Consider the following 20,497-nt stretch of genomic DNA (forward strand, 5'->3'; position numbering starts at 1 on the left):
AAAGGGCCTGGACTACTTGATCGAAATGCCGGCCTCGCCGATCACCTTACTCCACAAGGCACGAGCGGAGGAGACGGTCTCGTCCAGATCTTCCGGCGTGCCGCCCTTCACGATCACGGACATGCTGGCGAGCTTCTCGCTTACCGCGGGATCGGCGAGCGCATCGTTGATCGCCGCGTTCAGCCAATTCACCGCCTCATCAGGCATTCCATCGGGACCTATAACGTAGACCATACCCGAGGCGACGAAGCCCGGAAGCGTCTCGTCGATTGTCGGCAGGTCGGGTTGGGTGGCGACGCGGTCCGGCGTTCCGACAGCAAGAAGTCGCATGCTGCCATCCTTGACCAGCGGCATCATGGCCGAATAGCTGTCGATCGCCATTTCGACGCGGCCTGCCACGAGGTCAACGATCGCCGCACCCGTGCCCTGGTAGGGAATGTGCTGAATGTCGACATCCGCCATCGATTTGAACAATTCGCCCGCAAGGTGGCTGGACGAACCGACACCCGAGCTGGAAAAGCTCACCTCATCGGGATGCGCCTTCAGATATTCGATGAATTCCGGCACTGTTTCGACCGGAATTTCAGGGTTCACCACAAGCAGGTTCGGCACCATGCCAATGTCGGCGACCGGTTGGAAATCGGCGGCGGCGTCATACGGCAGGGAGGAATAGAGAAACGGATTCAGAATCTGCACACCCGGCGTTGCGGTAAGAATGGTGTAACCGTCAGCCGCTGCAGAAGCCACACTCTGCGCCCCGACCGAGCCCCCCATACCGGGGCGGTTCTCGATGACGAAGGTCGCGCCCGTCTGCTCGGAAATCTTGCCGGTCACCATCCGCGCGATGGAGTCCGTTGCCCCGCCCGCCGAAAAGGGAACGACCACGGTTATCGGTTTTTCAGGGTACGATTGGGCGAACGACGCTCCCGACAAAAGCGACGCGCAAAGGCCGAGAGCAGTGGCCAGGACATGACGGCGAATAGGCATGATTTCCTCCTCCAAATCTCAATGGGTTGACCCTAAGGAGGCGACAGCGCCACGGGCAAGGCGCAGCGGACGACAAGCACCTTTTCAGAAAACAAAAATCAAGCGGTTCACCGCTCGGGATGCAGGAGTTTCGCAGCCCTGGACGAGCGCCAAAGCCTTGCGCCGGATGGAGACCGTGTGATGAGCGAGGCGCACAAGGCTCGGTTTTCCCTATCCGCGGGATATCGCATGGACGGAGAAGCGGGCATACGCACAAGAGGCAGGGCGGCACGAGTGAAGCATTTTTCCCGGCTTGACGCCGCACCCCGATCTCAACACATGGCTGCTGCACAATGCGGTTCGGTCATGGCAACGCGACACGATCGGCAACAGGGTATCCCGGGTGCGCAGACATGGGCACTCGCATTTGACCTTGATCCGCCTTGAATGGCTAAACCGTCTCCCCGACGGTTTTCCCGTTTCCTTTGCGGAGGATCATACGATTTCCAATGCGCCGATGGTCAGGGTGTAGGTTACCGCCTCATCGCTCAGATCGAGCCTGCCGGCTCCGTTGACTGCAGACGGCACGATGCGCTCGAGCATGATCTGCCCGAAGCTCTGCGGCCGCGACGCAGCATGAACCGCCCGGGGCGTTTCCGTCCATGTGAGAACGGCCCCCTCTTCGGACGGGCCCTGCTTGCAGCTAATGACGATCTTGCCGTCCGGCATGGTGAGGGCGCCATGGAGCACGGCGTTCGTCACCAGCTCGTGCAGGGCGAGCCCGACATGCATGGTTCCGTTGGGACCGAGCTCGAGATCGTCACCCGCGAAAGTGATCTGACCGTCGACGACCGGCACGACATCCTGCACCTGGCGACCGATCAGATCGGTTAGCGTCGATCCGCGCCAATCGCGATCCGTGATAATGTCCTGCGACTTGGAAAGCGACTGAAGCCGACCGGTGAAACGGCGCACGAACTCATCCTTGCTCGTGGCGACCCGCGCGGTCTGCGCAGACAGGCTCGACACCATTGCCAGCATGTTCTTGGAACGGTGCGCGATCTCGCGAAGAAGGTTCTTCAGTGTCTGCTCGCGCTGCACCTGTTCGGTGATGTCGATACAGGAGCAGATGAACCCCTCGATGCCTGATTGCTGGTCGACCGTCCTGTTGTATGTGAGGCGCAGGTTCCACTTCCGGACCCGGCCGTTCGCGGCAACCTCCCGCGCGACGATCTCGACCGTGCGCGGCTCGCCCGTCTCGGCAGCCTGCCGTCTCGTGCGGACCAGCCTCACGAGATCGGCATCGTCGACAATGTCCCGCTCGCAAGCGCCGACATGATCGCTCTGCGCCCATATCGACTGCGGATTGACGAACCACTGAAAAACGCCGGCCATGTCCTGGAAGAAGATGGTGACCGGCGTTCCGACAAGGGATTCGAGTATGATCGTCCGGTTCGGCATATCTGGTACTGCCTATGAAAATGGGCGGACCCGTCGGGATCCGCCCATGCTTCCGCTTTCTATATCCGCCGCGTGGCGCGAACGACGAGGCTGATCACGAAGAGGATCAGAAACACGAAGAACAAGATCTTCGCGATACCCGCCGATGCACCGGCGATACCGCCAAATCCGAGAGCCGCGGCGATAAGGGCGACAACGAGAAATGTAAGTGCCCATCCAAGCATGACGTATCTCCTTTTTCCTGCACGAGGGAACAACGCTGGAAGGCATGTTCGGTTCCCCTCTTTCCACGATCAGGCGGCGTTTTTTGCGCCGTCGAGGAAAAAGAGCGCCTGGCTGATCAGGGCGGATACCGCGGACGGCTCGAACGGCTTGGTCACCAGGAAAGCCGGTTCGGGCCGCTCTCCGGACAGGAGCTTTTCCGGGAACGCCGTGATGAAGATCACCGGCACACTGATTTGCCGCAGCATCTCGTTGACCGCATCGAGGCCGGAGCTGCCGTCCGCAAGCTGGATGTCCGCCAGCACGATGCCGGGGCGTTCCTCGCCGAACATTCCGACGGCTTCGTCATGCGTCCGGGCGATTCCGGTCACCGTGTGCCCGAGGTCTTCCACCATCGCCTGAATATCCATGGCGATCAGGGGCTCGTCCTCGATGATCAGAACCCTGGTCGCCACCTGAGCGGCGATGTCGCGATGCGCCCGGTCGAGCAGTTCGTCGAGTTCGGCCTCCTCGACGTCAAGAATGTAGGCGGCATCCTGTCGCGAAAATCCTTCGACGGAAACGAGAAGGAATGCCTGTCGGGGAAGCGGGGAAATTGCCTGCAGATTGCGCGTGGCGGTACTCTCCGTGCCGGCAACCCGGTTGTCGCGAAGGTTGATGTCGATCGAGGACCAGAGGGAAACGAACAACCTGTACAGATCCGATCTCGTATCCCTGAACCCGGTCAACGATGACGGATCGGATATGAGGGCTTCAAGCATCGCGGCGACGTAGTTGTCCGCACTCGCCTGGGATCCCATGACCGAGCGTGCGTAACGTCGCAAGTAGGGGATGTGGCCGGATAACTCGGCTGCTAGCGACATTTCGTTCCCTCCTGGTTGCCAATGTCCCCATCAAAACGGCTGCGGCGGAAAAAGGTTCCAACTTTTTTTGCAACCAATCTTGTCCGCGCGCGTTGAGCCCTAGATTGCAAAGGACATGAACCCATGAGCGCAGTGAACAATCAGGCACAGGACGACATGCCGGGACGCGATAGAAAAAAGCCCAGGCTGAACGATCTCGCCGCATCGCAGATCGGCAAGAAACTGCGGGCACAATTCGACGAGGTGCTCGCGGAGCCGGTTCCCGATCGGTTCGTCGCCCTGCTGAACGAGCTCGAGGCCGCCGAAAAGAAGACGGCGAAGGATGGCGACGATGGATGAGGCGCAAAACTTCAAGAACGGCCTGCTCGCCGCCATCCCCGGTTTGCGCGCATTTGCGATTTCGCTAAGCGGCGCGGTGGACAAGGCGGATGACCTCGTGCAGGAAACGCTCGTCCGCGCCTGGGACAAGCAGGCCAGTTTCCAGCCCGGCACCAATCAGCGGGCATGGCTGTTCACCATACTGCGCAACGAATTCTACAGCCAGATGCGCAAACGGGGCCGCGAGGTCTCGGATGCCGACGGCGCGTTGACGACCGCCATGGCCGCTCATCCCGAACAGAGCGGCAAGATGGACATGCAGGACTTCCGGACAGCCTTGGTGCAACTGCCGGAAGACCAGCGCGAGGCAATCGTCCTGGTCGGAGCCACGGGGCTCTCCTACGAGGAAGCGGCGGAAATCTGCGGCTGCGCGGTAGGCACGGTGAAAAGCCGTGTCTCGCGTGCGAGGACCCGGCTTTGCGAGATCCTGGGCGTCGATGACAGCAGCGAATACGGACCCGACGACGTGGCAACCCACGTGTTGAACCGCCCTTTGGTCGGTGACGCCGCCTGACCGGGCGGAGCGACTTTCCGGACACCCCGCCCCACCACGGCGCGCCTCTTCCAGAAAGGGGCGCGCCGTTTTCCTGTTGCGGCACGGAACCGGCAGTGTCGGAACGCGACGGCGTCGATGCCCGTCGCGGCCTCGCAAGGCGAAAAGCCCGCCTTTTGGGAGGCGGGCTTTTCCGAGGTGGCAGACGGATTACTGCGTTTACCTGCCGCGGGGGCCTATGAACAGCCAGAGCAGGAAGCCCAGCACCGGCAGCAGCAGGATGATGACCACCCACAGCACCTTGCGGCCCGTGGAAACGCCCGAACCCAGCGTCTTGATGATCGCGTAGATGTCGGCGATCAGGACGAGGAGTCCGAACAATCCTGTAACTTCGATTCCCATCAGCTTACTCCGTAACCAGCGCGCGAAGCATCCAGACAGCCTTCTCATGGAAGGTCAGCCGGGCGACCAGCATGTCATGCGAAACGAAGTCCTCATGTCCTTCGGCAACCTCTGCCGCATCACGCATTCTCCGGATCGTCGCTTCGTGCTCGTCGATCAGGTCGGCCACCATGTCGTGGGCGCTCTTCGCGGAGGTGTTCAGCGAAACGACCGCCTTGTCCGGACCGGCGGCATCCGCGATCGGGGCGTGGAAGCCCAGCGCCCGGATACGCTCCGCGATGACGTCGGCGGCAGCGAAGAGATCGCTGTAATGTTCCTCCGTAAGCACGTGAATTGCATGGAACATCGGCCCCACAACGTTCCAGTGGTAGACGTGCGACTTGATCGTAAGGAAATAGGTATCGGTCAGGACTGCGGAGAGATGCTCCGCGACTTCCCTTCGACCATCCTTCGACAGGCCGGTGTCGGGTTTCTCGGTTGCCGGTTTCGGTTTGAGGACGGCGTGCGGCATGGCTTTCTCCTTTTCCGTTCATTCGTTGTGCGCATGGGAAGCAACGTCCGCGAAAGGACATGGTTCCGGACTGGAATTGCGAATGGTGAGAGAAGGGTCGGCCGGCGCGAAGGCTAATCCGGCCGCCGTCAGTGTGCGCGGAAGGTATTGATGCCCCGATCAACGGGTGCGACCCGATTCCCCGACAAATTTGGAACCAGCGCCGCGACGGCGCGTTGATGGCAGGTACCCGGCAGCCAGTTCCTGGAAAGTCGTGGCCGCCGGGCATGCGAGCAGAAACACTCACAAAAGGAATTTACGATGAAAAAGCATCTCCTGGCCACCACCGCCGCCCTTGCGCTGATCGCGAAACCGGCTGCCTTCGCCCAGGACGCGTCAGGTGCAACGGAATCGTCGCCCGTGTTCTCGCGGGATTCCGGGCAATACCTGTCGCCCGTCGACGGTTTCTACAATGCCGACCCGAGCCAGGTGCTCGCCACCCGTTTCATCGGCGCCAACATCCACACGTCCACCGCCGAGAGCGCGGAAACGATCGGCGATGTCAACGACATCATCATGACGCCCGACGGTCGGGCCGTTGCCGTGATCGTCGGCGTGGGCGGTTTCCTCGGCATCGGCGAGAAGGAAGTCGCGATGTCGATCGACGAGTTGCAGTGGCAGAGCGGCGCGGATGGCGAGATGGTCCTGGTCGGCGGCTTGAGCAAGCAGGACCTGGAAGGCGCCCCGGCATTCGACCGCTCCGCCCTAGAACGCGACGAGATGGCTAGCGCCGAGACGCGCATGGAGGGCGACGCCGCGATGGACAAGGACGACACGATGACGTCGGCGACGCCGAAAATGGAAACGGTGCCGGCGAGCGAGGCACAGCTGGAAGCCAGCGAAATCATCGGCATGTCGGTCACCGGCGCCGGGGATGAAACGGTCGGCGAGGTCTCCGAGATCCTGATCGACAACGGTGGCAGGATCGAAGCCTTAATCATCGATGTCGGCGGCTTTCTCGGCATCAACGAGAAGCCGACCGCCGTCTCGCTGAACGACCTGCAATTCGCCCGTGCCGAGGGTTCGGACGGATGGTCGACCATCCGGACCGGCCTGACAAGGGAAAGCCTGGAGAGCCAGCCGGCATACTCCGAGGAAACGTACAAGTCCGACAGGGACGCGGTCATACTGATCGCTCCCGTCGAGTAACACCAACCCGGCCGCGCCCCGTTCCGGGGTGCGGCCATTCCTTATGCGGGAGCGACCGGAATGCTCACATTCGACAGCCTGCTGTTCCGCTCGCTCGCGACCCTCGCGCTCCTGATCGCGATCGTCGCGGCCCTTTATTTCGCCAGGCCGGCATTCCTGCCTATCGCGCTCGGCCTGCTGACAGCGCTGGTCCTGCATCTGCCGAGCAATGCGCTGGCAAGGCTCGGCATCCCCCGAACGATCGCCACCGGCCTTCTGCTCGCCGTCGTGGCCGCACTGCTGGTACTGGTGCTCGTGCTCATGGCCGGACCGGTGAACCGGATCGTCGACGCCTATCCCGAGATCATCACCGAGCTGCGGGCGAAACTGTTTCACCTGCGCCAGACCTTTGCCGCGGCCGAGCAGGCAGGCGACGCCATCTCGAGAGTCGCGGAAGACATGCAGGGCATGGCGAATGATCCGGGCGTCCAGGAAGTCATCGTACGCGAACCGGGCTTCCTGACACGGGCCGCCATTTCGTTCGCCGATGCCGTGACCGGTATTGTTGCGACGCTCACCATCGCTGCATTCGTCCTTGCGATACGAAGACCGTTCCTCACGCTGGCAACGATGCCATTCGCGAGCCGTGCCTCGAAACTGAATGCGGCCCGCATATGGAAGTGCATCGAGAGCGAGGTGAGCCACTATTTCCTCGTAACCACCCTGATCAACGCCGCGCTCGGCACCGCCGTAGGGCTGGTCCTCTGGGCATCCGGCGTGCCGCTGCCACACGCATGGGGGATAGGAGCCGCCCTGCTCAACTATGTCCTTTTCGTCGGGCCGGCGATCGGCATCCTCTCCCTGCTCGCCGCATCCATCATCCAGTTCGACACCCTGTTCCAGGTACTGGTGCCGCCTGCGGCCTATCTGACGATCAATTTCATCGAAGCGAATGTCGTCACGCCGCACTTCCTCGGCCGCCGGCTGAACATCGCGCCACTGGCAATCCTGCTTTCGCTCCTGTTCTGGGGATGGCTGTGGGGGATCGCCGGGCTGATTGTCGCCCTGCCCTTCCTTGTCGTGCTCAAGTCCATCGCCGACCGTGTGCCGGCGCTTGAAGGCGTTCGCAGGATCATCACGCCAAGACGACCAGCCGGCACGGCGATGGAACCAGCACGGCCGGCAGGCGTTGTTACTCCAGAAAGGAGATCATCATGACTGCAACCACTGCAACGAAATCCGCACGCACGAGCAAGAATGGCCGTGCCGGCGAAGTCGAACTGGCGCGCGAGGTCGAGGGGCTTCGCGAGGATCTTGCCGCACTTACCGAACGGTTTTCCAGTGTCAGCGACCTGGGGCTTCGCACCGCGCGCGATTTCACCCGCGAGAAAGGCGACGAAGCGTTCCGCCGGGGGGAAGCCGCCTATGAGGAAATCTCCGCACATGCCAGCGAACTGGAACGAAAGGCCGCGAACTCCATCCGCGAACACCCGCTGCAGGCGCTCGGCATTGCGGCCGGTGTGGGCTTTCTTGCCGCCCTGCTGACACGGCGCTGAACATGCTGGCCGGATTGCACATTCTCGCGCGGGCGGTGGGAACGGACATCGCCCGACTGCGCCAGCGCATGGCGACGACGGCCATCTGCTACGCCATCGCCGTCGTGGCCTTCGCCGCAGCCTTCGGGCTCGGCGTGGCCGCGGCCGTCATCATCCTCGTTGAGATTTACGGGGCCGCTGGCGGCCTCGTCTCGGCGGCCGTCATCCTGCTCCTCGCGGGAGTCGCAGCTCTGGCCGTGAATGCCGTCCTGCGGGTCCGCCAGCAGCGCCTGAAGCAACGTGCCACCGCGCTACGAACGGCGGCGATCGCCCAAACGGCGACCACCGGCGCCGCGCGAGCGCGGGAAGCGACGCCGGCCCTGCTGCCCGTCGCCGCCATTCTCGCCTTCGCATTCGCGAGTTCCCTGCTGAAACCGACCGACCGCGATCGCTAGGTGATGCCGATGTCCGCCTAGCCGATCGCGCTTGCAGGTATGGTGAAGGTGACGCTCATCCCGTCCGGGCCGAAACTGCGGTCGATCTCGCCGCCCAGTTCGCCGCGGATACTGGCCTCGACGAGACGGGATCCGAAACCTTTTCCTTCCGGCTCGCCCTCGACCACGTTGCCATCTTCGGTCCAGGTGAGCACGAGCGCGCAGCCCGGACCCTTGCCTTCATAGCGCCAATTCACCGACAATTCCGCCTCGCCATCGGCAACGCCACTGTATTTCAAGGCATTCGTTGCCATCTCGTGAAAGACGAGACCCAGCGCCTGCGTGGCCCGTTCGTTGAGATTGATTTCCGGTCCGTCGGCGATGGACCGCTGCCCTTCTTCACCGAACACCTGGCCCAGCTCGGTGCTCAGGAGGTCCGCGAGCTTCGCGCGCGCCCAGTGCGACCTTGCAAGCAGGTCCTGCGCCTTGGCCATCGCGCTCATTCGCGCCGAGAAGGACGTGTTGAAGTCTTCGAGACTGTCGGAGGAGGAAGCCGTCTGGCGGGCGATCGCCATCATGCGCGATATGGAATTCTTGATGCGATGCCGCATCTCCTGGACCAGCAGTTCCTTTTCCTCAAGCCCGCGCCGCGCGTTCTCGTGCAAGGCGAGGACGGATTCCACCGCCTTGTGCTGCCAGTGCACGCCGGCGGCGAGCGAGGCCGCCAGCACGGTCAGCACCACGCTCAAGGCATAGACCGGCAGGAAATCGGCATATTTGGCAATGCTGCCGGTCGAGTGCACCTCGAAACGCCAGTTGCGCCCGGCGACATCCGTATCGATCGTCGTCACAAGACCGTTCGCCGCTCCCAATCGCGCGAACGCCGGCGAACGGTAGAGCTCAACCGGCCCGTCACCGGACAGGTCGTAGACCTTCATGACGACCGGCATGACGGGCGGCGCTTCCAGTGCGGCGGCATGCAGGTCGCCCGCCCGGAACGGCGCATAGACGAAACCGTCCGGCATGCCATCTGCATCGGGTACCGCTCCCGTCTTCCGAAACGGCGCATAGACGAGAAATCCGACCTGCTTGACGCTGGTGATCTCCTGGACGAGTTCAACCGGTGCCGAAGCCGTCGCCAAGCCTGTTGCCATCGCGACCTGCATTGCCTGGCGCCGCGTCGCCTCGGAAAACATGTCGAAGCCGAGCGCGGTGTCGTTTCGTGGATCACGCGGCTCGAGGAGAACGATCGGCGTACGCCATTGCTGAGCGGTTTCCGCCGGCCATATCGCGCGCGGCAGATCGTATTCGGTTCTCACTTCGCTTTCGAAACGTCCGTCGCCGCTGGCCCCGAGTTTCGCATAGCCGATACCCTGGATGCCGTCATGACGCCCCTCGATATCCAGCCCCGACACGAAGATACGGAATGCAGCCGCATCCACCCGGCCGCCGCTTGCCTGCATGAAGGCCCTCGTCGCCGTGAGCAATGACAGGTGCTTGTCGAGCCGGCCGGTTACGCGGTCGACCGCGCCTTCGGCGAGCGACTGGAATTCCGCCTGCGCGGTATCGCTGATCGCCTTGTAAACGATCCACGTGATGCCGGCGCCCAGCAGTGCCACAACGACAAACACCAACGCGGAAAGATGACGCTTCATATGGCAGTTCCGGTGCGGCGATCCGAACCACTATGCGCCAAACGCGCGGCGATTGATAGCCGCGTCGGTCCCGTGTCCCGCGTGACAGCCATGGGGTGGCCGGGAACAGACACCCGCAACCAGGATGACGGAGCACGTTGACTCGTTTCGCCATCCCGAATAACCAGTCACGTATTCTCAGGGCGGGGTGAAATTCCCCACCGGCGGTGATAGCCCGCGAGCGCCGGCCTTCGGGTCGGGTCAGCAGACACCGGTGAAAATCCGGGGCCGACGGTTAAAGTCCGGATGGAAGAGAATGAAACGGTTCGGGTTAACGTCCGAGGCGTTTCTTTTGCTCTGGGATCTTGTCATGAGGAAAGGATCTGGAGCTATGGCAATATCCCCCAAATTCGCATTCATCAAGGCAGGCTGGCACGCGGAGATCGTCGACAAGGCACTTGTCGGTTTCAATGCACGCTTGGCCGAATTGCGCTGCGATGCCGAGGTCTCGGTGTTCGATGTTCCGGGCGCGTTCGAAATGCCGCTCCTGGCGCAGAAACTTGCCGAAACAGGAGCGTATGACGCCATCGCCGCAGCGGCATTCGTGGTTGACGGCGGAATCTATCGCCACGATTTCGTGGCGCAGGCGGTGGTCTCGGGGTTGATGGAAGTCGGACTGAAGACCGGTGTCCCGGTCCTCTCGGTGTCGCTCACGCCACACAATTTCCAGCCGAAGAGCGAGCACGAGGAATTCTTCCTCGCCCATTTCGTGACCAAGGGGCGGGAAGCAGCAGATGCGGCCATCGAGACATTGAAGGCTCACGCTGCAATCGAAACCGAACAGAGAAATGCGGCGGCCTGACGCGAACGAATTGTCGTATCGGACCGCATCGCGGTCCGATACGGAGTGTTATCGGCGCCGGAACAGATCGACCAGGATCGCGATCAGCACAACCAAACCGATAATCACGCGCTCCCAGTAGCCAGATACGTTCATCAGAACGATGCCGTTGGCGAGCACGGCCATCAAAAGCGCTCCGAAGATCGTGCCGGCGATGCTGCCTTGGCCACCCCTCAGGCTGGTGCCGCCGATAATGGCAGCGGTTATCGCCCCCATCAGCCACCCCTCGCCCACCGATGGCTGACCGGAGTCCATCCGGCTCGCATAGAGTATTCCAGCCAAGGCGGCGAGCATGCCGGCGAGTCCGAACACGATGAACTCGACCCGCCAGACCCGGATACCGACCAGTTCCGCCGCATCGCGATTTCCCCCGATGGCGTAGATGTTTCGGCCGAAGCGTGTGCGCGTAAGAACGAAGGTCAGAATCGCTCCTGCCACCAGAAATATCACGACCGGCACGGGCACGCCCCAGATGTCTCCCTGGCCAAAGACTCGAAAATCCTCACCGAGAGGGCGAATGGGATATCCACGCGTGATCACAAGTGTCGCCCCCGCGAATATCTCCCAGGATGCAAGCGTCACGATGAAGGGGTTCAACCGGAGACGCGCGACAAAGAAGCCGTTTATGCATCCGATGGCGAAACCGAACATCGCGGTCAGCGGCAGCACCAGATAGGGGTGGATTCCGGCCTTGGTCAGCATGAGAGACCCGACAATGGCCGAGAGTCCGGCTGCAGCGCCGACCGAAAGGTCTATGCCCCCGATCAGCAGCACCAGGGTCTGACCGAGCGCAACCAACCCCACGAAGGACGCCTGACGTGCGACGACACTCAGATTGTACTGCGAAAGGAATGCCGGCGCGGCAATGGCCAGCACCACGCAAAGGAAAACAAGCGCGACAAGGATGCCGCTGGCTTCCCAGCTGCGAAACCTTTCCAACGGCGCCTTCCCGCCAGAATTGCCGGCACGGATTTCCGGGTTCGCCGCGTCCTTCATCGATTTCTCCATTTTAGCTCATCGCCAGGGCGAGCAGAGATTCCTGCGTCGCACTGTCAGCAAATTCGGTTCCCTTGACCCGTCCCTCGTGCATGACAAGAATCCGGTCGGAGACATCCAGCACCTCCTGCAACTCGGAGGAGATGTAGACGATGGACAGTCCCTCCTCGGCCAGTCCGCGGAGCAGAGCCTGGATTTCCAGCTTGGCATTGACGTCAATGCCGCGCGTGGGTTCATCGAGGATCAGGATGCGTGACTCGCGCAGCAGCCAGCGAGCAAGGATCACTTTCTGCTGGTTTCCACCGCTCAGGCTCGTAATCGGGTCACTCGCTTGGCCGACCTTGATCGGAATGCGCCGGATATAGCTTTCGACTTCCCGGAGCAGGTCGGAATGGCGAAGCCCCAGGAGGCCGCTCCACTTGCCCATAGTGGCTATGCCCATGTTCTCCGCAATCGAGAGCAAAGGGAATATGCCGTCCTGCTTCCGTTCTTCCGGCAGATAGACAAGGCCAGCGGCTATCGCATCAGCCGGGTGGCTAATGCGGCGCTCGGACCCGAAGACTTCAACCGTGCCGGAATGCGCCCGCGTCACGCCAAAGAGGCAACGCCCCACTTCGGTGCGGCCAGATCCCATCAGGCCCGCGACCCCGAGGACCTCACCGCGCCGGAGTTCGAAGCTTATGTCGCTGAACTCGCCTTCCCGGCTCAGGCCGTCGACACGGAGCACGACTTCTCCGTGATCACGCGAGATACCGTGCGGTTCGCGCTCGCCGACATCTCGACCGGCCATGAGACGCACCATCTCGTTCTTGTCGGTCTTGGCCGGGTCGAGTTCCCCCACCAACGCGCCATCCCGCAAGACGGATATGCGATCGGCCAGGGCGAGTATCTCCTCGAGACGGTGGGATATGTAGAAAACGGTTCCGCCTTGATCACGGAAGTGACGAATGAAGGCGAACAGACGATCAGACTCACGCTGGGTCAGCGCTGCCGTCGGCTCGTCGAAAATCAGCATGCGAGCGTCGGTCGCCACCGCCCTTGCTATCTGGACGAGTTGCTGCTGGGCCTTGCTGAGAGTGGATACCGGGGCATCAGGATCGATAGTCTCGTCGATCTTTTGCAAGTTTTCCATCGCGCTCGCCCGGGTCGCCTTCCAATCGATGCCGAAAGGAGTGGTCACGTGCGCACCAAGCGCCACGTTTTCGGCAACCGTCAGGAGCGGAACAAGGTTGATCTCCTGCGGCGCGATCGCGATGCCTGCATTTTGTGCATCTATCGGCGTCTGGAAATTCACCGACGCGCCATTGCAGAAGAGTTGGCCGGATGTCGGCCTGAACCTGCCACAGAACAGGTTCATCAACGTACTCTTGCCGGCACCGTTCTCGCCGATGACCGCATGCACCTCCCCAGGTGCCGCTCCCAGGCTGACGTCGCGAAGGGCTTGGACCACGCCAAAGGATTTTGAAACGTTCCGAGCTTCGAAAAAGAAGGATTGCATTACATCATCCGGAAAAATCGCGCGCGGATCGACCGCGCGCGATGGGGCTGCAATGGGATTACTGGGTCAGCAATTCCTTGGTCAGGATCTGCGACCCTGTCGCGTGCTCCTGCGGCGTGGTGTGGTTCTGGTTCATTGCCACCAGATACTTGACCGCCCAGTAGCCGATCTCCCACTGCCGTTGCGCCTTGACACCGGCGATAACGCCATCCTCGATGAACTGGAGCGTTTCCGGAAGATCGTCCATCCCGACGATAGTCACCTGATCGGTCTTGCCAGCATTCACGACTGCGCGTGCCGCGCCGATCGGGTTGGAGGCGTTTGATCCGAATATGCCCTTGATATCCGGATTGGCCTGCAGGGCGTTCTCGGTGAGGCTGACGGCCTTTTCCAAATCGTCGTCATCGGGCTGTTCGAACACGATCTCGATGCCGGGATGCCTGGCCATCTCGTCCTTGAAACCCTGCACCCGTGCGGCATGGTTGGCTGCCGTCAAGCTGCCGGCAAGTATTCCGACCTTTCCTTCATCGCCAATCTTTTCGGCAAGAAACGCAGCGAGATCCGCACCATCCTTGGCATCGTTCTTGTGCCCGACGAACTTGAAGTCGTCCGAGCAGAACGTATCGAAGGTGATTACGTTGGTACCGGCTTCCACCGCTTCGCCAAGCAGCTGCACATTGGTCGATGGATCCAGGCAAGACACCGCCAGTCCGTCGGGCCGACGGCCGATATTGGTTTCGATACGGCGATTGTGGTCGGCAACATCCGCCTGCGGCAGCTCGTCCCAGATCACATCGATTTCAACGCCCTGGGCCGCGAATTCCTCGGCTGCGGTAGCCGCACCCGCCTTAACGACCTCATACCAGGGGTGGATGACCTTCGGGATAAAAACGAAAGTCAGCTTGCCTTCGATCGGCTTGATCAGATCGCCCTGGTCGAAAGCCTGGGCAGGCTGACCGGCGATTGCCACTGCGGCAGCCACGAACCCGGCTACCGCCCAGGTTGCCATACGATTTTTCATGATACTCCTCCTTGTCATCTCGCTACTCCTCCCCCCGACCCGGCACCCAGAGCCGAAATCATCATGAGATGAATATTTATTCATCGCCGGAAGTTTTTTCATAGTAGATACAGGGCGACGGTCAGTCAAGCGCAGAAACCTCATGGACGAGGCAAAACCGCGCCATTTTCCTTGGTATGCATAACTGCATATATATTCACGGTCGATTGCGCGAATTTCGCGAGTCGGGACCGATCCGGGCCGTCTCCGCAGCCCCGCAACGATGCAGATGCCGTTAGCCGGCGGCCTCGCGCGCGCCGGAGGAGCCGACGAGGCGCCCAGCAGTAAATCTGTCGGTAATCAGGATATCGATGACACCCGTACGAAGCGCGCCGCGGATGGCGGCTGTTTTCGACCGGCCGCCCGCCAGCGCAATTACCCGGTCGACTTTCGACAGCTCCTCGAACGACATGCCGATCACCCGCTCGTCCAGCGGCGTCTTCACCAAGCCACCTTGCTCGTCGAAGAAGCGCAGGCTTATGTCTCCGACGCCACCGGCCTCGGCGATCTCCGCCAACTCCCGCGACGAAAAGACATTGCCACTTCGCGCCAGCATGCTCGATGGCTCCATTGCCCCGATTCCCACGATCGACAGGGTGATCTTGCCGAACAGGTTCATGGTTTCCCGAACAAAGGAATCGCTGAGGAGGACGAGTTTGGCCTCGCGCGACTGGGCCACGCCGGGCGCGCTCAACAGATGCGGCTCGGCCCCGGTCAGTTTCGCCAGCCTCGTCGTTAGCTGGTTGGCGTGCGTTTGAACTCTCGGATCCCCCATGCCGCCAAGCGTCTGCACGACGTACTTGGCCTTCCCGCTCTTCATCGGGTGAATGTTCTCCACCATCCGGAGAATCGTTTCCGACCAGCTGGATACCCCGATAATTTCGTCGGGCTGGAGCGTCGCTTCGACGAAATGCGCCGCGGCCTCCCCGATGCGCGCCATGATGGCGCCTTCGCGATCCTCCTGACATTCGACAACGACAGCCTCGGAAATCCCGAACCGCGTCCGCAATTCCGCTTCGAGCTCGGCATAGGTTCCCGACGGCGCGACCACCGTCGTGCGCACGATCTCCTCTTCCTGCGCCCGCTTGAGCATTCGCGAAACGGTCGCCTGCGATATGCGAAGATGCGAGGCGATCTCGGCCTGCCGCAGGCCTTCGATATGGTACATCTGAGCAACCCTGGCGATCATGCGGAGTTCGTTCAGACGGGACATGGAGCAAAACCTTCAGACAATATGCATTGAATATTTATTCGCTACACTTCCAGCGTCGTACGGGCAATGGCCCTGGCCCAGGCCGCAAGGCCGTCTTCCCGTTTTTCCCTTGATATGGACGGCAAAATTTCCGCGCCGTGATCGACAAGCCCGGATATGACGTCAATATCCGACCAGAACCCGACTGCCAGTCCAGCCAAGTAGGCAGCGCCCATGGCGGAGGCTTCGGAATTCCTGCTGGGCGCAACCGGACGGTCGATATAGTCAGCCACGAGCTGCATCAGGAATCTGTTTCGGCTCGGCCCGCCATCGACGAAGACACGCCCGACACCCTTCGCCGCCGAGGCGACGAGGGAGAGGATGTCATTGACCTGGAACGCCATGCTTTCCGCAGCGGCTCGGGCCAAGTGACCGGGCCCGGAATTGAAGGAAAGCCCGCAAACCAGACCGCGCGCATCAGCATTCCAGTGCGGAGATCCCAGACCGACATGCGCGGGCACCAGCGAGACGCCCTGTGCATCTTCCACGCTTTGCGCGAGATCGAGCAGGGCATCAACATTTCCAAGCCCCAGCATTTCCGCCGCCCAGGGAAGAATAGACGCGCTAACGAGGATGTTGCCTTCGAAAGCGAAGGTGGAACGACCACCCAACGACCATGCGATCGTGGTCGTGATGCCTGCTGGCGGCAGGGTGAATTCCGGCATCGTGGTCATGATCGACGACCCCGTGCCGAATGTGATCTTGCCGTCGCCCGCGCCGAAAGCTCCGTGACCAAAGAGCGCCGCATGCGAATCCCCGATCGCGGAAGCGACCGGAATGCCATCAGGCAAGCCCCCGACACCTGCTGTCTTTCCGAAGACATGCGCGGAATCGCGTACTTGCGGCAGCATCTCGACAGGCACGCCGAAGAGATCGCACAGATCTTGATCCCAGTGCCCTTCGGCGAGGTTGAACAACTGGGTGCGCGCGGCGTTCGACCGGTCGGTCTCGTGGACAACGCAGCCGGTGAGTTTCCAGATCAGCCAGCTGTCGACCGTACCGATACAAATGTCGCCGCCGGCCCCCGCACAATTCCCGAGCAGCCAGGCCGCCTTCGTCGCGGGGAAAAGCGGATCGAGCGGCAAGCCAGTGCGCGCGATGACATCGGGTTCATGCCCGGCCTGCCTGAGAGCGTCGCAGACTGCAGATGTGCGGCGGCATTGCCAGGTCACGACCGGCCCCAACGGGGCGCCAGTCGCGCGGTCCCAGATCAGTATCGACTCTCGCTGGTTCGATATTCCCAGCGCGACAATCTCGACCTCGGGCACCGATTTCAGGCAACCGGCAATGGCCGCCCTCGTAGCCATCCAGATCTCGCTTGCATCCTGCTCGACCCAGCCCGATCGCGGATGCCGGATCGGTACGGGCGCAGAGCTGGCGGCAACGATCTCGCCGGAGGCGGACACGAGCACGGCCTTGGAATTGGTCGTCCCCTCATCGATCGCCAGCACGGCCGCACGCGGCATCGCCTATCCTTTCCGGTCCAGGAGCCGTATTGCGCCTTCAACAATACCATCGGGCGACATGCCGAATTCGTCCAGCAGGAAATTGGCCGATCCGGTGGGAGCGAATATCCCCGGCACCCCCAGCATCTTCATCGGAACGGGATGTGTCTCGACCACGACCTCGGCGACCGCGCTGCCTAGCCCGCCAAAGACTGTATGCTCCTCGCAGGTAATTATGGCACCGGTTTGCACTGCAGCTGCCCTGATCGCATCAACATCGGCGGGCCGGACGGTTGCCATGTTTAGAACACGTGCCTGTATTCCACGGCCCTCCAGGATTTCGGCGGCCTGCAATGCTCGATGGGTGAGTACGCCGTTGGCAATGATCGTCAGGTCGGTGCCCTCATGCAGAACATTTGCCTTCCCCACCTCGAATGCATGATCCTCGGGAAAGACATCCGGTACGCCGACCCGGCTCAGCCGCAGAAAACAGGGGCCATCATGCTGCGCGGCCCATTTCACCGCGGCTGCGGTTTCGATGCGGTCCGCCGGCGCGATTACCGGGATGTTCGGCAAGGCGCGTATCCAGGCGAAATCTTCAATGGAATGGTGGGTGGGACCAAGTTCGCCGTAGGCCATGCCCGAGCTGATCCCGACCAACTTCACATTTGCCAGGGAATAGGCGACATCGGCCTTGATCTGCTCGAGGGCGCGCCCCGTGAGAAACGGCGAAGCCCCGCAAACAAACGGCACCTTGCCCCCATTGGCCATGCCGGCACCAACACCGACCATGTTCTGCTCGGCAATTCCCACATTGATCAGCCGTTCGGGAAACTTCTCCCGGAACCCGCCAAGTTTCGACGACCCCACCGAGTCGTTGCAGACAGCAACGATATCCCTGTTCGCGCGCCCCAGTTCTTCAAGCGTTTGGGCGAAAGCATCGCGGCAGTCGTGAAGCTCAGATGCATCGAAAAGAGCACTCATTGGACCGCACCTTCGAGTTCGGCCATGGCCAGCTTGTACTGTTCCGCGTTCGGCACCTTGTGATGCCAGGCGACATTATCGGACATGAACGATATGCCCTGCCCCTTGTTGGTGTGGGCTACCACGCATTTCGGCCTTCCGGCGGTCACCGCGTCACGCGACAATGCCCGGCATATCTGCTCCATGTCATGACCGTCGACTTCCTCTACGGCCCAGCCGAACGCCGCGAGCTTGGGAGGCAGGGGGGCGATTTCGTTCGTGTCGGCCAGGCGAGCGCCCTGCTGCAGCCTGTTGTGGTCGATGATCAAGGTGAGATTATCCAATCCAAACTGGGAAGCAGCCATGATCGCCTCCCAATTGGAACCTTCCTGCATTTCGCCGTCCCCGGTAACGACGAAGGTCCGCCAGCCGTCTCCGTTCAGCCTTGCCGCCTTGGCCATACCGACGCCGACCGGCAGCCCATGCCCGAGCGGACCCGTGTTCGTCTCGACGCCGGGCACCTTGACCCGGTTCGGATGGCCGTTCAAACGGGAATACGGCTTCAGAAATGTGGAAATCTCGTCCCTGGGAATGAAGCCACGCTCTGCCAGCACAATGTAGAGTGCGAGCGCCGTGTGCCCCTTGCTGAGGACCAACCGATCCCGCTTCGGATCCAACGGCTCCTCCGGATTCACGGACATCGTGTGGAAATAGAGGACGGTCAGGATGTCGATCACCGACATTTCTCCGCCGATGTGGCCCGCTCCCGCCTCGTAGACAGCCTGGAGATCACGCCGCCTGACGCCGTTTGCAATCCTGCGGAGTTGTTCAATATCCATCATGTACCTCTGAATAAATATTCTATGCTAATTAGACATGCATTCACTGCCAATGTCAACAACCAGGAACCTGGCGCGTACCCACCCTCGACAGCGGATCGAGAAAGCGCTGAACGCAGCGATTTCACCGCAAGGAATGTATAGGCTTAACCGAATAAATATACATTTGATACGATACCATCGACGGCACGCAGGCTTGAAACAGCCTCAACACAAACCTCGCTGACGGCGCAATTTCGCCCCGGTTCTCGAAAGCGGCAGCTTCGGAAACCGCAAGAAGGGCGCGAGCACCATGCGTCCCATTGAAGCCATGGCGGGTGGCCTGTCTTTCAGCCGGAACAAGCGCTCCGCCTTGCTGCAGACAGCGCCTTCGCGGCGCCCCTCACGAAGGGCAGCACATCATCGACACAGCAGGCCCGGTCGAGGCAACGGGTCTCGCCGAGACCCTGCCGATTTCAGCCGACAGCATGAAGGCTTGCCCCCATCGGGGACCCGATTTTGGTCCAATAAATTGCAGATCGTCCCTGACGCCTCACGCATTTTATCTTTGGATATTCGTCGCCATCCCGCTGTTTTTATGCAATATTTCTGTGTTCTTCACATGAATCCAAGAACTTCAGCCAAATAGATTGACACAATCGTAAACCCGCCTTACCAGTATTGGTCCAACAAATGGGCTGGAACTGCCCGTTTGCCGAATTGGATCAGTGGGCGGAGAAGAGCGTGAACAAGTATGCAACCCGCCCAGACCTGTCTCGCATCAAGGACTCCGCCGTCGATATCGTCGTACGCCAGATCCGCGACCTGATTGCGGAAGAAGGGCTGAAGGTGGGAGACCGCCTGCCGACGGAACGCGAACTGTGTACCCGCTTCAATGCGGCCCGCAACACGGTACGCGAAGCAATGCGCATCCTGAAGGCTTACGGCATGGTCGAAGTACGTCCGAAGGTCGGCGCGACCATCGCCGACAACCGCATGTCCCGGGCCTTCGAACTGTTCTCCTTCAACACCATGGAAGTGTCGCGCAAGACCTTCACCGACATCCAGGCCTTCCGCGATCTCCTGGAGGTCGGCTCGGCGGAGGCGATACTCGAACGCTGCTCGGATCAGGACATCGAGGAATTGCGGAGCATCAACCTGCAACTGGCCGAAATCCATGATCTCGAAGAGGCCTCCGAGTTCGATTTCGCCTTCCATGTGCGATTGATCTCGATCCTCGACAACGCTGCGATCCTCGACGTCTACACCGTCATGAAGCCAGTCATTCTCCGGATCATGCTGAAGGGAAAGACCCGCCGGACATTCAAGACGGAAACCTACAACGAACATGAGGGCGTCCTCGAGGCGATGGCTGCGCGCGACCGGCTGGCATTCCAGTACAGGCTCCGCAACCACCTCATGAAGGGCTTCAGAAACTTCAGCGAAGAATTGGAAGCTTCGATCTGAGGGTGGGAGCGCCACGGGCGCTCCGGTCAAC

At 61.3% G+C, this 20,497-nt stretch carries 22 protein-coding genes and 1 riboswitch; of the genes, 8 read left to right on the forward strand and 14 right to left on the reverse strand.

Annotated features, from left to right (window positions below; all coding sequences use genetic code 11):
* Nucleotides 1-12: 12 nt before the first annotated feature.
* The 4 genes from HTY61_RS11475 to HTY61_RS11490 all read right to left on the reverse strand — a co-directional run bounded on the left by HTY61_RS11475 (nucleotide 13) and on the right by HTY61_RS11490 (nucleotide 3,512).
* Complete coding sequence (locus HTY61_RS11475) at nucleotides 13-987, reverse strand: Bug family tripartite tricarboxylate transporter substrate binding protein (protein WP_175276917.1); 975 nt, start codon at nucleotides 985-987, stop codon at nucleotides 13-15.
* Nucleotides 988-1,461: 474 nt separating this feature from the next.
* Entirely contained in the window at nucleotides 1,462-2,427 is a 966-nt protein-coding gene (locus HTY61_RS11480) for a sensor histidine kinase (protein WP_175276918.1), read from the reverse strand.
* A gap of 59 nt (nucleotides 2,428-2,486) precedes the next feature.
* Entirely contained in the window at nucleotides 2,487-2,651 is a 165-nt protein-coding gene (locus HTY61_RS11485) for a DUF1328 domain-containing protein (protein ID WP_175276919.1), read from the reverse strand.
* A gap of 69 nt (nucleotides 2,652-2,720) precedes the next feature.
* Nucleotides 2,721-3,512, reverse strand: coding sequence for a response regulator (locus tag HTY61_RS11490; protein WP_175276920.1), 792 nt, complete (start codon nucleotides 3,510-3,512; stop codon nucleotides 2,721-2,723).
* Between the two features lie 123 nt (nucleotides 3,513-3,635).
* On the opposite strand from HTY61_RS11490, the gene HTY61_RS11495 reads away from it, so the two are divergent.
* Nucleotides 3,636-3,851, forward strand: a complete 216-nt coding sequence (locus HTY61_RS11495) for a NepR family anti-sigma factor (RefSeq protein ID WP_175276921.1) — start codon at nucleotides 3,636-3,638, stop codon at nucleotides 3,849-3,851.
* Nucleotides 3,835-4,404: a sigma-70 family RNA polymerase sigma factor gene (locus tag HTY61_RS11500; RefSeq protein WP_175276922.1), complete on the forward strand. Its 570-nt coding sequence runs from the start codon at nucleotides 3,835-3,837 to the stop codon at nucleotides 4,402-4,404. Before HTY61_RS11495 ends, HTY61_RS11500 begins: the two co-directional genes overlap by 17 nt.
* 198 nt (nucleotides 4,405-4,602) lie before the next feature.
* Here HTY61_RS11500 and HTY61_RS11505 read toward each other — a convergent pair whose 3' ends face one another.
* Nucleotides 4,603-4,785: a PLDc N-terminal domain-containing protein gene (locus HTY61_RS11505; RefSeq protein WP_175276923.1), complete on the reverse strand. Its 183-nt coding sequence runs from the start codon at nucleotides 4,783-4,785 to the stop codon at nucleotides 4,603-4,605.
* A gap of 4 nt (nucleotides 4,786-4,789) precedes the next feature.
* Complete coding sequence (locus HTY61_RS11510) at nucleotides 4,790-5,296, reverse strand: Dps family protein (RefSeq protein ID WP_175276924.1); 507 nt, start codon at nucleotides 5,294-5,296, stop codon at nucleotides 4,790-4,792.
* Between the two features lie 300 nt (nucleotides 5,297-5,596).
* Here HTY61_RS11510 and HTY61_RS11515 point away from each other — a divergent pair, with 300 nt between their 5' ends.
* From HTY61_RS11515 to HTY61_RS11530, 4 genes are read left to right on the forward strand one after another with little or no spacing between them, the layout of a single operon-like run.
* Nucleotides 5,597-6,484, forward strand: coding sequence for a PRC-barrel domain-containing protein (locus HTY61_RS11515; RefSeq protein WP_175276925.1), 888 nt, complete (start codon nucleotides 5,597-5,599; stop codon nucleotides 6,482-6,484).
* A gap of 60 nt (nucleotides 6,485-6,544) precedes the next feature.
* The gene (locus HTY61_RS11520; protein ID WP_175276926.1) at nucleotides 6,545-7,681 is read left to right on the forward strand and encodes an AI-2E family transporter; all 1,137 of its coding nucleotides are present in this window, start codon (nucleotides 6,545-6,547) and stop codon (nucleotides 7,679-7,681) included.
* Nucleotides 7,678-8,019 carry an ElaB/YgaM/YqjD family protein gene (locus HTY61_RS11525; RefSeq protein WP_175276927.1) on the forward strand — a complete coding sequence of 114 codons (342 nt, stop codon included), beginning with the start codon at nucleotides 7,678-7,680 and terminating at the stop codon, nucleotides 8,017-8,019. Before HTY61_RS11520 ends, HTY61_RS11525 begins: the two co-directional genes overlap by 4 nt.
* A 2-nt stretch (nucleotides 8,020-8,021) precedes the next feature.
* Nucleotides 8,022-8,453, forward strand: coding sequence for a hypothetical protein (locus HTY61_RS11530; RefSeq protein WP_175276928.1), 432 nt, complete (start codon nucleotides 8,022-8,024; stop codon nucleotides 8,451-8,453).
* Between the two features lie 17 nt (nucleotides 8,454-8,470).
* Here HTY61_RS11530 and HTY61_RS11535 read toward each other — a convergent pair whose 3' ends face one another.
* A complete protein-coding gene (locus tag HTY61_RS11535; protein WP_175276929.1) occupies nucleotides 8,471-10,087 on the reverse strand; it encodes a CHASE domain-containing protein in 1,617 nt (538 codons plus the stop codon).
* Nucleotides 10,088-10,256: 169 nt separating this feature from the next.
* A riboswitch (FMN riboswitch) is annotated at nucleotides 10,257-10,388 on the forward strand.
* A gap of 69 nt (nucleotides 10,389-10,457) precedes the next feature.
* Here HTY61_RS11535 and HTY61_RS11540 point away from each other — a divergent pair.
* Nucleotides 10,458-10,928 (forward strand): 6,7-dimethyl-8-ribityllumazine synthase, encoded by a 471-nt coding sequence (locus HTY61_RS11540; RefSeq protein ID WP_175276930.1) that lies wholly within the window; start codon nucleotides 10,458-10,460, stop codon nucleotides 10,926-10,928.
* A 48-nt stretch (nucleotides 10,929-10,976) separates the two neighbouring features.
* On the opposite strand, the gene HTY61_RS11545 is transcribed toward HTY61_RS11540, so the two are convergent.
* The 7 genes from HTY61_RS11545 to HTY61_RS11575 all read right to left on the reverse strand — a co-directional run bounded on the left by HTY61_RS11545 (nucleotide 10,977) and on the right by HTY61_RS11575 (nucleotide 19,020).
* On the reverse strand, nucleotides 10,977-11,963 hold the full coding sequence (locus tag HTY61_RS11545) for an ABC transporter permease (protein ID WP_175276931.1): 987 nt from the start codon (nucleotides 11,961-11,963) through the stop codon (nucleotides 10,977-10,979).
* 13 nt (nucleotides 11,964-11,976) lie between these two features.
* Nucleotides 11,977-13,461 carry a sugar ABC transporter ATP-binding protein gene (locus HTY61_RS11550; protein WP_175276932.1) on the reverse strand — a complete coding sequence of 495 codons (1,485 nt, stop codon included), beginning with the start codon at nucleotides 13,459-13,461 and terminating at the stop codon, nucleotides 11,977-11,979.
* 58 nt (nucleotides 13,462-13,519) lie between these two features.
* Nucleotides 13,520-14,482 (reverse strand): substrate-binding domain-containing protein, encoded by a 963-nt coding sequence (locus HTY61_RS11555; RefSeq protein WP_175276933.1) that lies wholly within the window; start codon nucleotides 14,480-14,482, stop codon nucleotides 13,520-13,522.
* A gap of 274 nt (nucleotides 14,483-14,756) precedes the next feature.
* Entirely contained in the window at nucleotides 14,757-15,734 is a 978-nt protein-coding gene (locus HTY61_RS11560) for a sugar-binding transcriptional regulator (RefSeq protein ID WP_175276934.1), read from the reverse strand.
* A 41-nt stretch (nucleotides 15,735-15,775) separates the two neighbouring features.
* Nucleotides 15,776-17,239 carry an FGGY family carbohydrate kinase gene (locus tag HTY61_RS11565; RefSeq protein WP_175276935.1) on the reverse strand — a complete coding sequence of 488 codons (1,464 nt, stop codon included), beginning with the start codon at nucleotides 17,237-17,239 and terminating at the stop codon, nucleotides 15,776-15,778.
* 3 nt (nucleotides 17,240-17,242) lie between these two features.
* The gene (locus HTY61_RS11570; protein ID WP_175276936.1) at nucleotides 17,243-18,202 is read right to left on the reverse strand and encodes a transketolase family protein; all 960 of its coding nucleotides are present in this window, start codon (nucleotides 18,200-18,202) and stop codon (nucleotides 17,243-17,245) included.
* Nucleotides 18,199-19,020: a transketolase gene (locus HTY61_RS11575; RefSeq protein WP_175276937.1), complete on the reverse strand. Its 822-nt coding sequence runs from the start codon at nucleotides 19,018-19,020 to the stop codon at nucleotides 18,199-18,201. The genes HTY61_RS11570 and HTY61_RS11575 overlap by 4 nt, the downstream gene beginning before the upstream one ends.
* A gap of 723 nt (nucleotides 19,021-19,743) precedes the next feature.
* On the opposite strand from HTY61_RS11575, the gene HTY61_RS11580 reads away from it, so the two are divergent.
* Entirely contained in the window at nucleotides 19,744-20,466 is a 723-nt protein-coding gene (locus HTY61_RS11580; protein ID WP_175276938.1) for a FadR/GntR family transcriptional regulator, read from the forward strand.
* Nucleotides 20,467-20,497 lie beyond the last annotated feature (31 nt).

The sequence above is a fragment of the Oricola thermophila genome (assembly GCF_013358405.1).
GTDB lineage: Bacteria > Pseudomonadota > Alphaproteobacteria > Rhizobiales > Rhizobiaceae > Oricola > Oricola thermophila.

Bases quoted from the DNA above. Each gene is read 5' to 3' on its own strand.
- HTY61_RS11560 (WP_175276934.1), bottom strand. From the start codon at position 15,734: ATGTCCCGTCTGAACGAACTCCGCATGATCGCCAGGGTTGCTCAGATG.
- HTY61_RS11575 (WP_175276937.1), bottom strand. From the start codon at position 19,020: ATGGATATTGAACAACTCCGCAGGATTGCAAACGGCGTCAGGCGGCGT.
- HTY61_RS11535 (WP_175276929.1), bottom strand. From the start codon at position 10,087: ATGAAGCGTCATCTTTCCGCGTTGGTGTTTGTCGTTGTGGCACTGCTG.
- HTY61_RS11480 (WP_175276918.1), bottom strand. From the start codon at position 2,427: ATGCCGAACCGGACGATCATACTCGAATCCCTTGTCGGAACGCCGGTC.
- HTY61_RS11565 (WP_175276935.1), bottom strand. From the start codon at position 17,239: ATGCCGCGTGCGGCCGTGCTGGCGATCGATGAGGGGACGACCAATTCC.
- HTY61_RS11495 (WP_175276921.1), top strand. From the start codon at position 3,636: ATGAGCGCAGTGAACAATCAGGCACAGGACGACATGCCGGGACGCGAT.
- HTY61_RS11570 (WP_175276936.1), bottom strand. From the start codon at position 18,202: ATGAGTGCTCTTTTCGATGCATCTGAGCTTCACGACTGCCGCGATGCT.
- HTY61_RS11550 (WP_175276932.1), bottom strand. From the start codon at position 13,461: ATGCAATCCTTCTTTTTCGAAGCTCGGAACGTTTCAAAATCCTTTGGC.
- HTY61_RS11490 (WP_175276920.1), bottom strand. From the start codon at position 3,512: ATGTCGCTAGCAGCCGAGTTATCCGGCCACATCCCCTACTTGCGACGT.
- HTY61_RS11500 (WP_175276922.1), top strand. From the start codon at position 3,835: ATGGCGACGATGGATGAGGCGCAAAACTTCAAGAACGGCCTGCTCGCC.
- HTY61_RS11515 (WP_175276925.1), top strand. From the start codon at position 5,597: ATGAAAAAGCATCTCCTGGCCACCACCGCCGCCCTTGCGCTGATCGCG.
- HTY61_RS11520 (WP_175276926.1), top strand. From the start codon at position 6,545: ATGCTCACATTCGACAGCCTGCTGTTCCGCTCGCTCGCGACCCTCGCG.
- HTY61_RS11530 (WP_175276928.1), top strand. From the start codon at position 8,022: ATGCTGGCCGGATTGCACATTCTCGCGCGGGCGGTGGGAACGGACATC.
- HTY61_RS11545 (WP_175276931.1), bottom strand. From the start codon at position 11,963: ATGAAGGACGCGGCGAACCCGGAAATCCGTGCCGGCAATTCTGGCGGG.
- HTY61_RS11505 (WP_175276923.1), bottom strand. From the start codon at position 4,785: ATGGGAATCGAAGTTACAGGATTGTTCGGACTCCTCGTCCTGATCGCC.
- HTY61_RS11525 (WP_175276927.1), top strand. From the start codon at position 7,678: ATGACTGCAACCACTGCAACGAAATCCGCACGCACGAGCAAGAATGGC.
- HTY61_RS11485 (WP_175276919.1), bottom strand. From the start codon at position 2,651: ATGCTTGGATGGGCACTTACATTTCTCGTTGTCGCCCTTATCGCCGCG.
- HTY61_RS11540 (WP_175276930.1), top strand. From the start codon at position 10,458: ATGGCAATATCCCCCAAATTCGCATTCATCAAGGCAGGCTGGCACGCG.
- HTY61_RS11475 (WP_175276917.1), bottom strand. From the start codon at position 987: ATGCCTATTCGCCGTCATGTCCTGGCCACTGCTCTCGGCCTTTGCGCG.
- HTY61_RS11510 (WP_175276924.1), bottom strand. From the start codon at position 5,296: ATGCCGCACGCCGTCCTCAAACCGAAACCGGCAACCGAGAAACCCGAC.
- HTY61_RS11555 (WP_175276933.1), bottom strand. From the start codon at position 14,482: ATGAAAAATCGTATGGCAACCTGGGCGGTAGCCGGGTTCGTGGCTGCC.